General features: G+C 70.9%; 13 protein-coding genes. 5 read left to right on the plus strand and 8 right to left on the minus strand.

All coding sequences use genetic code 11. From position 1 onward, the window contains the following. Positions 1-151 precede the first annotated feature (151 nt). The gene (locus tag AB0F41_RS14900) at positions 152-505 is read left to right on the plus strand and encodes an oxidoreductase (protein WP_357423907.1); all 354 of its coding nucleotides are present in this window, start codon (positions 152-154) and stop codon (positions 503-505) included. Positions 506-570: 65 nt separating this feature from the next. On the opposite strand, the gene AB0F41_RS14905 is transcribed toward AB0F41_RS14900, so the two are convergent. Continuing rightward, positions 571-2,082: a leucyl aminopeptidase gene (locus AB0F41_RS14905; RefSeq protein ID WP_357423909.1), complete on the minus strand. Its 1,512-nt coding sequence runs from the start codon at positions 2,080-2,082 to the stop codon at positions 571-573. 9 nt (positions 2,083-2,091) lie between these two features. After that, positions 2,092-2,733 (minus strand): TetR/AcrR family transcriptional regulator, encoded by a 642-nt coding sequence (locus tag AB0F41_RS14910; RefSeq protein ID WP_357423911.1) that lies wholly within the window; start codon positions 2,731-2,733, stop codon positions 2,092-2,094. 263 nt (positions 2,734-2,996) lie between these two features. On the opposite strand from AB0F41_RS14910, the gene AB0F41_RS14915 reads away from it, so the two are divergent. From AB0F41_RS14915 to AB0F41_RS14925, 3 genes are all read left to right on the plus strand, one after another. Then, on the plus strand, positions 2,997-3,608 hold the full coding sequence (locus tag AB0F41_RS14915; RefSeq protein ID WP_357423913.1) for a GNAT family N-acetyltransferase: 612 nt from the start codon (positions 2,997-2,999) through the stop codon (positions 3,606-3,608). 70 nt (positions 3,609-3,678) lie between these two features. Next, entirely contained in the window at positions 3,679-4,773 is a 1,095-nt protein-coding gene (gene gcvT / locus AB0F41_RS14920) for a glycine cleavage system aminomethyltransferase GcvT (RefSeq protein WP_357423915.1), read from the plus strand. Between the two features lie 77 nt (positions 4,774-4,850). Next, positions 4,851-5,951, plus strand: coding sequence for a branched-chain amino acid aminotransferase (locus AB0F41_RS14925; RefSeq protein ID WP_357423917.1), 1,101 nt, complete (start codon positions 4,851-4,853; stop codon positions 5,949-5,951). Between the two features lie 89 nt (positions 5,952-6,040). Here the strand turns inward: AB0F41_RS14925 and AB0F41_RS14930 are convergent, their stop codons facing one another. The 6 genes from AB0F41_RS14930 to AB0F41_RS14955 all read right to left on the minus strand — a co-directional run bounded on the left by AB0F41_RS14930 (position 6,041) and on the right by AB0F41_RS14955 (position 11,193). After that, positions 6,041-6,754, minus strand: a complete 714-nt coding sequence (locus AB0F41_RS14930) for an MBL fold metallo-hydrolase (RefSeq protein WP_357423919.1) — start codon at positions 6,752-6,754, stop codon at positions 6,041-6,043. A gap of 91 nt (positions 6,755-6,845) precedes the next feature. Next, on the minus strand, positions 6,846-7,595 hold the full coding sequence (locus AB0F41_RS14935) for an adenosylcobinamide-GDP ribazoletransferase (protein WP_357423921.1): 750 nt from the start codon (positions 7,593-7,595) through the stop codon (positions 6,846-6,848). Between the two features lie 31 nt (positions 7,596-7,626). Continuing rightward, complete coding sequence (gene cobT / locus AB0F41_RS14940) at positions 7,627-8,703, minus strand: nicotinate-nucleotide--dimethylbenzimidazole phosphoribosyltransferase (protein WP_357423923.1); 1,077 nt, start codon at positions 8,701-8,703, stop codon at positions 7,627-7,629. A 205-nt stretch (positions 8,704-8,908) separates the two neighbouring features. Then, positions 8,909-9,550, minus strand: a complete 642-nt coding sequence (locus tag AB0F41_RS14945; protein WP_357423925.1) for a maleylpyruvate isomerase family mycothiol-dependent enzyme — start codon at positions 9,548-9,550, stop codon at positions 8,909-8,911. Positions 9,551-9,965: 415 nt separating this feature from the next. Continuing rightward, a complete protein-coding gene (locus tag AB0F41_RS14950; protein WP_357423927.1) occupies positions 9,966-10,508 on the minus strand; it encodes a bifunctional adenosylcobinamide kinase/adenosylcobinamide-phosphate guanylyltransferase in 543 nt (180 codons plus the stop codon). Positions 10,509-10,512: 4 nt separating this feature from the next. Then, positions 10,513-11,193 (minus strand): DUF3043 domain-containing protein, encoded by a 681-nt coding sequence (locus AB0F41_RS14955; RefSeq protein ID WP_357423929.1) that lies wholly within the window; start codon positions 11,191-11,193, stop codon positions 10,513-10,515. Positions 11,194-11,433: 240 nt separating this feature from the next. Between AB0F41_RS14955 and AB0F41_RS14960 the strand changes: the two genes are divergently transcribed. Beyond that, on the plus strand, positions 11,434-11,790 hold the full coding sequence (locus AB0F41_RS14960; RefSeq protein ID WP_357423931.1) for an iron-sulfur cluster assembly accessory protein: 357 nt from the start codon (positions 11,434-11,436) through the stop codon (positions 11,788-11,790). The last annotated feature ends 128 nt before the right edge of the window (positions 11,791-11,918 follow it).

The raw sequence follows: 11,918 nt of genomic DNA on the forward strand, positions 1-11,918 counted from the left end.
GCCGGAGATCCGTGTGGTTGTTGTTCCGGTAACCATCCTTGCATTCGCCGCCGCGCGCGGTTTCCGGAGGGCTTCCCATTCCGTCGCCTGGCACCATGGAATCACCGCCGGATTCGGTGGTATTCGGAGGTCGAGCAGGAGGTCGGCGACGGTGGGTTTGCTGGACCGATTCCGTCGCGCCAGGGTCGGGCGCAGCGGCGTTTCGCGTGGCCGCGCCGCCGAGACCCGGTATCTGGCGGAGTGGGTGCGAACGCACACCGGAGTCGAGGGTTTCGTCGAACCGAAGACCACTGTGACCGATGTCACCGTTGTGCTGGTGGCCTCCGACGGCGAATGGACCCGGCGGGTGGTCGGCGAACGTGGGGCCCGGCGCCTGGCCCATGATCTGGGGATCCCGGTATACGACGTCGAGCGCACGGGATACCCGCAGCGGATGCGCGATCACGATGCGCGCCGCCGCGTGGAGCGCCGGCGCGACCTCGACCGCGAGCTGAACGAGGACTGAGTCCTCGGCACGGACGGCCCGGGCCGCCCGCACGCCGGCGGGCGACCCGATCGTCGGATGGTGAGTTATTCGGCGGCGATATCCTCGAGCACCGCGATGAGGGTGCGTACCGGTACCCCGGTCCCGCCCTTGCCGATATAGCCGAACGGCCCGCCGGTGTTGTACGCCGGCCCGGCGATATCGATATGCGCCCACTGCACACCGTCGGCGACGAACTCCCGCAGATACGTCCCGGCGACGAGCATGCCGCCCCAGCGATGGGAGGTCGCGTTGACCATATCGGCGACCTTCGAATCCAGGTCGGCGCGCAATTCCTTGGGCAGCGGCATCGGCCAGCCGTGCTCGCCCACCTCGCGGGAGATCCGGGCGACCCGGTCGCGGAACTCCTCGGTGCCCATCACGCCCGGGGTGCGGGTGCCGAGCGCGACCATCTGCGCGCCGGTCAGCGTCGCCACATCGATCAGGTAGGCCGGGTCGTCCTCACAGGCGCGGACCATCGCATCGGCCAGGACGAGACGGCCCTCGGCATCGGTATTGGTGACCTCGATGGTGGTACCGCCGTACTGGGTGAGCACATCGCCGGGACGTTGCGCCGTGCTCGACGGCATGTTCTCGGCCATCGGGACGGTCGCGCTCACGGTGATCGGCAGGCTGAGCCGGGCCGCGAGCAGCGTGGTCGCCACGACCGCCGCCGCCCCGGCCATATCCGAGGTCATGTTCTCCATGTTCGCGGCGGGTTTGATGGAGATACCGCCGGTGTCGAAGGTGATCCCCTTGCCCACCAGCGCCACCCTCTTGTCACCGCCGCGATAGGTGATCCGGACCAGCCGCGGCGGTCGCGAGGAACCCTTGCCCACCCCGAGCACCCCGCCGTAACCCCCGGCCTCGAGCGCCAACTCGTCGAGGACCTCGACCTCCAATCCGGCACCCTCGGCGAGTAGTTCGGCGCGGCGCGCGAACTCGGCCGGGAAGAGGTGACTGGGCGGGGTGTTCACGAAATCGCGGGCGGTGGCCACCGCTTCGGCGGTGAGCTGGGCGCGCAGCAGCGCGTCACCGCCGAATTCCGGTTCGGGTACCAGCAGTTCGACCCGGGCCAGCGGCGCGGCCTCGGGTTTCGGTGCGGATTTCGCCGATCGGAACGGCGTGAACGAGTACGCGCCGAGGTAGAAACCCTCCGCGGCGGCACCGATATCCAGACCCGACAGTGTGGTCACGGCGCGCGCCACCCCGGTGAGCGAGCGGGCGGCGACTCCCGCGCTGCGGCGGATCTGCTCGGCGTCGAACTCGGCGGCGCTGCCCAGGCCAACGGCGAGCACACTGGTGACACCGTCGAGACCGGTGGGCGCGGGGACCCGGATCAGCTGTTCGGCCTTGCCCGTACCGCCGACGGCGGTCACCTGGTCGAGGAGCCGGGTGCGCAGGTCGGCATCGAGAACATCGCCGAACAGGTCCTCGGGGACGAGGACGGGTCCCGTATCGGTGGTGGCCACACCGACGACGAGGACGTCGGTGCCCGGCTCGATGGTCTGGGTACGTGCCAATTCCGGTCCGAGGGGACGATCTGCGACTGCGGTCATGGCCACAGGCTATTCGCCGGCCGCGGTCCGGCGCACCGCGAGGCCGTCCAGCAGCATGTCCACCGCGTCGGCCAGTAGTTCGTCGAAATCGAGTTCCGGCGGCGGCGCGGCCGGATCGAACACCTTGTGCAGGCTGGGGCGGATCCGGGGATCGAGGAGTTCGGCCAGTTCGGCGGGTATTCCGGCCGCGGCCTCCGCACCACCGATCCGATCGAGGCGCTCCGAACTCCACAGCAGCGCGAGTCCCTGGACGAGGGCCGAGTAACCGAGGTACGCCGACATCAGCCGGGTACGGGGTAATTCCAGCTCGTCGAGGGCGGCGAAGGCGCGTTCCAGGGCGTCGAACAGCCCCTGGCCCAACGGCGGCCGGATTCGCGCGAGTACCGCCAGCAGCCAGGGATGCCTGCGGTAGAGCTGCCATTCCTGCTGCGCCTCGTATCGCATCCGGGCCCGCCAGCCGGCCTGATCCGGCGGTGACGGTGGGGTTTCGGTGAGCACCAGATCGGTCATCGACGCGAGCAGCCGGTCGCGGTCGCCGATGTGCCGGTAGAGCGCGGCGGTGGTCACGCCCAGTTCCGCGGCGAGTCGCCGCATGGTCAGGCCCTCGAGGCCCGCATGATCGGCGAGGGTCACCGCGGTACGGGTGATCACGACCGTGGAGAGGCGGCGGGGGACGGGCCGGACGCGACCGGGGACGGTCGTGCGCCGGGCGCGGTAGGCACGTGCCTGACAAGAGCGGGAGCAGTAATGCCGGCGGCGGCCGCGCGCCGGTTGGCGCAGGGTGTCGCCGCAGACCGAGCAGGGTGTCACGACCTTGATTTCATCACACGAAATGCCGTGACGAAATGGTGGGCAAGCCATGGTGACAGGCATAGGTTCGCTGGTGGGAACACTGTTCACAGAGAGGCGGCGCGGTGGGTGCGGAACTGAGTGTGCGGCGGGCGGAACGAGACGATTTCGATCCTCTGGTGGCGGCGCTGCGGGAGGCGGCCCCGGACGAGGCGGTGACGGAATGGATGATGCGCGGATATCCGGTGGGCGAGTTCCTCGACGTCTATCTGCCCGAGCTCGTCGAACGCGGACTCGGCACGGACGAGATCTGGATCGCGGGCGCCGCGGACGAGATCTGGGCGGTATCGGTCTGGCAGGCCGTCACCTCTGCCGACCGGCTGCACGACGATGCGGCAACCGCCCGGGAGCGGGCCGGACAGGCGCCCGATATCCGCCCGCTGCAGCGTTCGGCCCAGGCCACCGAATTGCTGGCCCGGGAACACCCCCGGCGCTTTCCGCATCGCTATCTGGAGATGATCGCCACCGTTCCCCGGTATCGAGGGCAGGGCGCCGGTGCGGCGATCCTCGGCGACCGGACCCGGGCGCTGGCGGCCGCGGGGATGCCGGCCTATCTGGAGGCCAGTACCGAACGGTCGTCGCGCCTGTACGCCCGGCAGGGTTTCGTGCGGATCGGGCACACCCTGACGCTGCCCGAGGACGGGCCCACCCTGATACCGATGTGGTTCGAGGCCTGAGCCTCGCGGCCGCCGTACGCGTCCGGCGCGGGCGCCCCGGCGTCCACTCGGGCCGGGATAAGCTCGCCGGGTGAGCGACGCCGAACTGCAGCAGGGCCCTGTCCATGACGTGCATGTCGAACTCGGTGCGAAGTTCGCGCCGTTCGGCGGCTGGCAGATGCCCGTCTCGTACGCGGGCACCGTGGCCGAGCACACCGCGGTCCGGGAATCGGTGGGCCTGTTCGATGTGAGTCATCTCGGCAAGGCGACCGTGCGCGGCGCGGGTGCGGCGGAGTTCGTGAACGCCACGCTGACCAACGATCTGGGCCGGATCGGTCCGGGCAAGGCCCAGTACACCCTGTGCTGCGCATCCGACGGCGGTGTCGTCGACGATCTGATCGCCTACTACGTCGGCGACGACGAACTCTTCCTGGTGCCCAACGCCGCCAATACGGCCGCGGTGGTCGAGCGGCTCGCCGCGGCCGCCCCGCCGGCGATCACGGTGACCGACGAGCATCGCAACTACGGGGTGTTCGCCGTGCAGGGACCGCAGTCGGCGCAGGTGCTGGCCGCGATGGGCCTGCCCGCCGACCTGTCGTACATGGCGTTCGCCGACACCGTGTGGGCGGGCCACCCGGTGCGGGTGTGCCGTACCGGGTACACCGGTGAGCACGGCTACGAGCTGCTGCCGCGCTGGGAGGACTCCGAAGTGTTGTTCCGGGCGCTGGTGGCCCAGGTGCGCGCGGCCGGGGGCACGGTGGCCGGGCTGGGCGCCCGCGACACCCTGCGTACCGAGATGGGCTATCCGCTGCACGGCCACGAACTGTCCGCCGAGATCACGCCGGTGCAGGCACGGGCCTCCTGGGCCGTGGGCTGGGCCAAGGACAATTTCTGGGGCAAGGCGGCACTGGAGGCGGAGCGGGCGGCCGGCGCGAAACGCGTCCTGCTGGGGCTGGAGGCGCTGGACCGGGGGATCCCGCGGGAGAACCAGGTGGTCCGCCACGACGGGAACGAGGCCGGGGTGACCACCTCGGGCACCTTCTCGCCGACCCGGCAGATCGGGATCGCGCTGGCCCTGCTGGACCCCGCGCTGACCCCCGGCACCGAGGTCGTGGTCGATGTCCGCGGCCGGTCGCTGCGGTGCACGGTCGTCAAGCCGCCGTTCGTTCCCACGCGCACCGCCTGACCTCGCGCGCCAGGTCACCGGCCGTCACACCGGACCACCAGCGGTCGCGCCCGGACGCAGGACCTAGACTGCTGGTCATGACCGCTGCTGCACAGTTCGCCCGTATCCCTCATCCTGCGCCGACCCCGGCGCAGCGGGTACAGGAGATTCTGGCGGCCCCCGGCTTCGGCCGGTTTTTCACCGACCATATGGTCACCATCGACTACACCGAGGCCGACGGCTGGACGAACGCGGTCGTGGAACCCTACGGCGCGCTCACCCTGGACCCCGCCACCATGGTGTTCCACTACGGCCAGGCCATCTTCGAGGGACTCAAGGCCTACCGGCAGCCGGACGGGCAGGTCGCGTGCTTCCGGATCGACGCCAATGCCGCCCGGTTCCGCCGGTCGGCGCGGCGGATGGCGATGGCCGAGCTCCCCGACGAACTGTTCATCGAATCGGTGCGCCAGCTGCTCGAGGTGGACGGCGCCTGGGTGCCCGAAGCCGGTGGCGAGGAATCGCTGTACCTGCGGCCCTTCATGTTCGCCACCGAATCGGGCCTGGGCGTGAAACCCGCGTCCTCCTACAAGTATCTGCTGCTGGGTTCCCCGGCCGGGGCGTACTTCCCGCGCGGGGTGAAGCCGGTGCGGGTGTGGCTGTCCACCGACTACGTGCGGGCGGCGCCCGGCGGTACCGGCGAGGCGAAGGTCGCCGGGAACTACGCGGCCTCGCTGCTGGCGCAGGCCGAGGCGACGGCCAAGGGCTGCGATCAGGTGGTCTGGCTGGACGCCTGTGAACGCCGCTACGTCGAGGAAATGGGCACCAACAACCTGTTCTTCGTCTACGGGTCGGGTTCCGACGCGCGGCTGGTGACCCCCGAACTGTCCGGATCGCTGCTGCCCGGTATCACCCGCGATTCGCTGCTCACCCTCGCCGCGGATTCCGGGTACCCGGTCACCGAACGCAAGATCTCCGTCGACGATTGGCGGGCCGGTGCGGAATCCGGTGAGATCACCGAGGTCTTCGCCTGCGGGACCGCCGCGGTGATCACCCCGGTCGGATCGGTCTGCGGGCCCGACGGTGAGTTCGTGATCAGTGGCGGCGAACCGGGCGAGGTGACGATGGCACTGCGCGACACCCTCACCGGTATCCAGCGCGGCACCTTCGCCGACGTCCATCAGTGGATGCGGGTGCTCTGACCCGCCACTGCCCGTCGGGACGCGCATGAGGGCGATGGGGTGCCGCGCACCCGGGCACCGGGCGCGAAGCCCGGCGCCGGGACAGGGTCTCAGCCGGGCATCAGGGCATGCCATTCCGCGAGTGACCGCGGGCGCAGCACGTAGTTGTTGTCGCGGATGGAGTCCAGCGACGCGTGCGGGTCGGCGGAGTACCAGTGCCCCGGGTAGACCTCCGGGTTGATCGGCATATCCGCCAGATTCCGCAGGCTGGTGAACATGGCGTCGTTGTCCCCGCCGGGGAAATCGGTACGGCCGCAACCGTCGATGAACAAGGTATCGCCGGCGATGAGCTTGTCGTCGACCAGGAAGCACTGGCTACCGGGGGTATGCCCGGGGGTGTGCAGGAACTCGATATCGAAGACGCCGACACCGAGCGTATCGCCGTGGGAGTGCCCGGTGAGCTCGCTGGGGGCGATCCCGGTGACATTGGCCACCCAGGATTTCTCCTCGTCGTTCACATGGACCGGAACCGTGGTGTGTTCGAGCAGTTCCTTCACGCCGCGCAGCGTGAAACCGAGCATGGTGCCGCCGATATGGTCGGGGTGGTGATGGGTCACCAGCACCCCGGACAGTTTCAGTCCGTCACCCTCCGCGATGGCGGCCAGATCGCTCGCGGCGTAGGCGGGGTCGACGACCACGCATTCGCCGGTGTCCCGGTCACCGATCAAATAGGCGAAATTGCGCATCTGCGTAGCGATCGGGTCGCCCACGGCGAAGTCCCGACCGGCCAGCAGCTGACGAAAATAGAGACGCTCGGCTGACATACCACCCACCTTATGGGCAGCGTCCGGAGGGCGAGACGCGGCGTGGTCGAGTTGACGCCGGGTGACGTCAGATCGCCCGCCGCGTTGTGACTCAGACAGAGTTCGCGGCGACCGCGAAACCCAGTGCGGCGAGCGCGGTGCCGGTTTCCACCGCGGCGCCGAGCAGGTCGCCGGACAATCCGCCGAAGCGCCGGACGCCGTGGTCCACCAGCCGGGACGCGGCGACCAGCGCGACCACCACCACCAGCGGACCCGACCACGGCAGGTCCGGAACCGCGCATACCGCCACCCCCGCGGCCGCGATCGCCCACCCCAGCACCGCCCCCCGCGACTGCGTGCCCGCCACCAGCTCCCCGAAACGGGTTCCGGGAGCGGCCTCGATCCCGCGCCGGCACGCCGCCACCACCGCGACCCGGCCCACCACCACCGCCAGGATCACCGCGCCCCAGCGGCCGGCGCCCGCCAGCGCGCCGAAAGCGCCCGCCTGGATCCCGGCGGCCAACACGATGGCGGCCACCCCGAACGGCCCCGCCCCACCGGTTTTCATGACCTCCCGGGCCCGTTCGGGCGACCCGTAGACGCCGAGACCGTCGAAGGTGTCGGCCAGCCCGTCCAGATGCATTCCCCGGGTGAGCAGGGCCAGGACCGCGACCGCCGCGAATCCGGCCGCCGCCCCGGCCGGCGCGAGCAGCCAGAGCGCTCCCGCGGCCGCGATCCCGAGCGCCAGTCCCACAATCGGTGCGCCGGTGATCGCCCGGCCCGCCGCGTGCCGGTCGATATCGGCCGGGCCGCGCACCGGCAGCACGGTGAGCCACGAGAACGTGAGGCGCAGCGTCAGCATCGGATTCGGCCGGAGACCCGGAGCGTGGGAATCATTTCTGCAGGTCGACGGCCGAAGTGGGTTCGGCCGTGGCCGTGCTGACGCCGGCGTCGGCGAAGGTCGACATCTCGGCCAGAACGGCCACGGCTGCGCGCAGCACCGGAAGGGCGGTGAGCGCGCCGGACCCCTCGCCGAGCCGCATCTCCAGATCGAGTACCGGGGCGAGCTTCAGTTTCGTGAGCGCCGCGTCGTGCGCGGGTTCGGTGGACCGATGGGCGGCCACCCACCAGGCCGACGCTCCCGCGGCCAGATCCTCGGCGACCAGGGCCGCCGCCGTGACGATCAACCCGTCGAGCAGGACCGGCGTGCGCCGGGCGGCGGCCCGGGCCAGGAAACCGGTCATGGCCGCGATATCGGCGCCACCGGCCACCCGCAGCAATTCCACCCCGTCGCGGGCCGAGGGGCGGGCCCGCCACATGGCGTCCCGGACGGCGGCCACCTTGCGCATCCAGCCGTGATCGTCCACGCCGGTGCCGCGGCCGACCGCGCGTACCGGTTCGGTGCCGGTGAGGGTGGCGATCAGAGCGGTGGCGGGTGTGGTGTTGCCGATTCCCATATCGCCGGCGATCAGCAGGTCGGTGCCCGCGTCGATCTCCTCGTCGGCGATGGCCTGTCCCGCCGCGAGTGCGGCGGCCACCTCATCGGCGGTGAGCGCGTCCTCCCGGTCGATGGCGCCGCTGGACCGCCGCACCTTGTATTCGCCGACAGCGGGTTCGGTATCGGCCGCGACCGCGATATCCACCACCCGCACGGTCGCGTCCGCGACCCGCGCCAGCGCGTTCACCGCGGCGCCGCCGGCCCGGAAGTTCGCCACCATCTGCGCGGTCACCTCGGCCGGGTAGGCCGATACACCGTGCCGCGCCACACCGTGATCACCGGCGAACACCACGACCCGGGCCCGTTCGAACTGTTTCGGCGGGCAGACGCCCTGGCAGGCGGCGACCCAGTTGCCCAGATCCTCGAGCCGTCCCAGCGAGCCCGGAGGTTTGGTCAGGGAGCCCTGACGCGCCTCGGCGGCCGCGCGGACCTCGGGGTCCGGCGGGGCAACGGGTGCGAATCCCTCTGTCACTGTTCGTGCCTTCCGATCGGGTGCGGGCGGGCGACATCCTCGCGGGTATCGCGCAGCCGTCTCCCGGACAATATTGCCCGGCGCCCGGACGGTCGCCGGAGGGACCCGCAACGTGTCGGCGGCGCCGGGAGCGGGCGCCACGGTGGGCCCGGGGTACGAGCAGGGCGAGGGCGGGACCCGTGGACCGGCGGCCGACCGGTCCCGATCAGGTGTCGATGCGGCCGCGCAGCGTTTCCAAACCCGCACCGGTGAGGTCGGCACAGTACGGGAGTCGACCGGCCATCGCCATGACCAAGGCCAGGGTCGTACCGCGGACCTCGGGCCCGGAACCGGCCCGGAACGGGCCGTCGGTCGCCCTCAGCCCCAGTCCCGCGGTGACGGTCCGGCCGGAGACCGTGAAGTCGCGGGCGGCGAAGAACCGGGCGACCTCGGTGACCGCGTCGAGTTCGGGCGTACTCGCGAGCCCGAGCGGCCGGCGGATGTCCTGCCCGTGGACGATCACCTCACCCAGCCAGGCGGGCGTATGTCCCGAGGGTGCCGTCGTGCTCGTGACCACGGCCCGGAAACGTGCCAGCGTCTCGTCCGGGCCGGTGCCGCGATATTCGGCCATCCGGCGGCGGTTGTGCAGGTCGGCGTCGAAACGCGCCCCCAGCATGCTGCGGAGCCAGCGCATCCGGCCGATACTCGCGGCGGCGGTGAGATGCGCGACGACCTCCTCTACGCTCCATTCCCCGCACAGCGACCGGGTCTGCCACTGCGCCGGGGTGAGGGTGGCGAGATCGTCGGCGAGGGCGGCCCGCTCCCGGTGGATCGTCGCCCAGAGGTCCGCACTCGATGTATTCGGCACGGCGGCGATTCAAGCACCGGCCACCGACACCGACACCGACACCACGCGGCGCGTGGGTCTTCGCGGGTGTCCACGCCACCGCAGGCGTCGAGGAAACCCCCGGCGGTGTGTGCCCGTCGGTTGTCGTCCGGTGGCCCCGCCCGGCCCGGCGCGGTCACCGGCCGGATGTATCGGCTATTCGAGGCGGGACGGCTGACCGCCGGCTATTCGAGGCGCGGCGGCTGACCGCCGGGTTACTGCGAGACGCAGCGGTAGACCGCCGGGTTACTGCGAGACGCAGCGGTAGACCGCCGGGTTACTGCGAGACGCAGCGGTAGACCGCCGGGTTACTGCGAGACGCAGCGGAAGACCGCCGGGTTACTCGAGGCTCGGCGGCTGACCGACGTTTACTCGAGGCGCAGCGGTAGACCGCCGGTTACTTGAGGCGCAGGGGTAGGCCGGCTACAACGAAGAAAACCTCGTCACACACCCGCGCCAGGTCCTGATTGCAGCTGCCGATCTCGTCGCGGAACAACCGGCCCGAACGAGTCGCGGGGATCACGCCCAGCCCGACCTCCGGGGTCACCACGACCAGGCGGCCGTCGTACTCCGCGACGGCGGTGACCAGGGCGTCGGTATCCGGGGCGACGGTCCCGCGGGGGGCATCCCAGGCCTGCCGGGCATCCAGGCGGGCGGTGAGCCAGGTGCCGATATCGTCGACGAGTGTCGCGTGCGGATGCGGATCACGCAGGACCCGGGCCGGGTCGGCCGCCTCGACCACCGTCCAGCCGGCGGGGCGGCGGTCGCGATGGGCCGCGATCCGGGCCGCGAAATCGGTATCGGCGGGATCGGGTATCGCGGTGGCCAGATAGCGGACCGGGCCACCGGCGACCAGGGATTCGGCGAAGGCCGATTTACCCGAGCGGGCGCCGCCGAGTACCAGCGTGCGTCGCCCGGGTTGTGAAGGGTGTGGTGACACCCGATCAGATCGCGTCGCCGGGACTCACCCGCGGTTTGGGCGCGCGCATCTTGCGCAGTTGGGAGGCGCGCACGAAGGCGTACCAGCCCAGCCGGAACCCGGTATCGGTGGATTTGGGGAAACGCTCCCGTACCCGGCGGTTGACGATCCGGCCGAGCAGGAAACCCTCGGCGATCATGAAGACCATCATCACCAGCATGGCCAGCGTGATGATCGACTGCCACGCCGGTGCCGCGAACATCGACAGGATCAGCAGCAGGGCCATCGGCATGAACAGCCCGACCAGATTGCGCCGGCCGTCGACGATATCGCGGACGAACGCCCGCAACGGACCCTGATCGCGGGGCAGCAGGTACTTGTCCTCACCTGCCAGCATCCGCGCGCGGCGGTCCGCGGCGGCGGCCCGGCGGTCCGCGGCGGCCGACTTGCGGTCCTCCTTGGAGCCGCGGTTCTCCTTGCGGCGGGCGCGGGCCTCCTTGGACGTCATGGGCGGCGGCGCCACGGGACCGCGGCGCCTGCCCTCGGCGTCGCGCCGGGCCGGAGTGGGACGGCCTTTGCCCGCGGTCGGAGCGGCCTTCGCGCGCGCCGCCTCGGCCTCGGTCGCGCTCGCGGTGGCGGTCGCGGCCCGGGAACTGTCGTCGGGCACGTCGGTATCGCTGGACTCACCGCGTCGGAACAACTTCACGGTAACCAGGCTAATCGGTCGGCTGACCGGGCCGGAAGCGGGGCGGTAGCCGGTGCGCCCGATCACGCCTCGAGCTGCTGCGGCGGCCCACTCACCGCGGAGATGCCCATCGACCCCGCCGGGGGCTGGGGCCCGCGGGGCCGGAGATGGCAAGATAGGGGAATAGCAGCCCGTCCGAGGGCGTTGATCCCTTAACCGTGCGCTGTTCACGGACCGACCACGCTGTCCATAGGAGAGTTCATGACTGTGCAGAACGAGACCGCGACCGAAACCCACGGTGTGAAGCTGACCGACGCCGCCGCGGGCAAGGCCAAAGCGCTGCTCGATCAGGAGGGCCGGGACGATCTCGCGCTGCGGATCGCGGTGCAGCCGGGCGGGTGTGCCGGCCTGCGCTACCAGCTCTTCTTCGATGACCGCACCCTCGACGGCGACCTGACTGCGGAATTCGGCGGCGTCAACCTCACCGTCGACCGGATGAGCGCCCCCTACGTACAGGGCGCGGCGATCGATTTCGTCGACACCATCGAGAAGCAGGGCTTCACCATCGACAACCCGAACGCCACCGGCTCCTGCGCCTGCGGCGATTCGTTCAATTGAGTTTGCGCCGCCTTCGGCGGCGCGGGTTTCGGCCCCTTGGTCCCGGCTGTCCGGCCTCGAGACTCGCGGCTGCGCCGCCTTGCTTCGAGGCCCGGCCGCCGGGGCGGCCGAAAACAGTCACGGGCACG

The sequence above is a fragment of the Nocardia sp. NPDC024068 genome (assembly GCF_040638875.1).
GTDB lineage: Bacteria > Actinomycetota > Actinomycetes > Mycobacteriales > Mycobacteriaceae > Nocardia.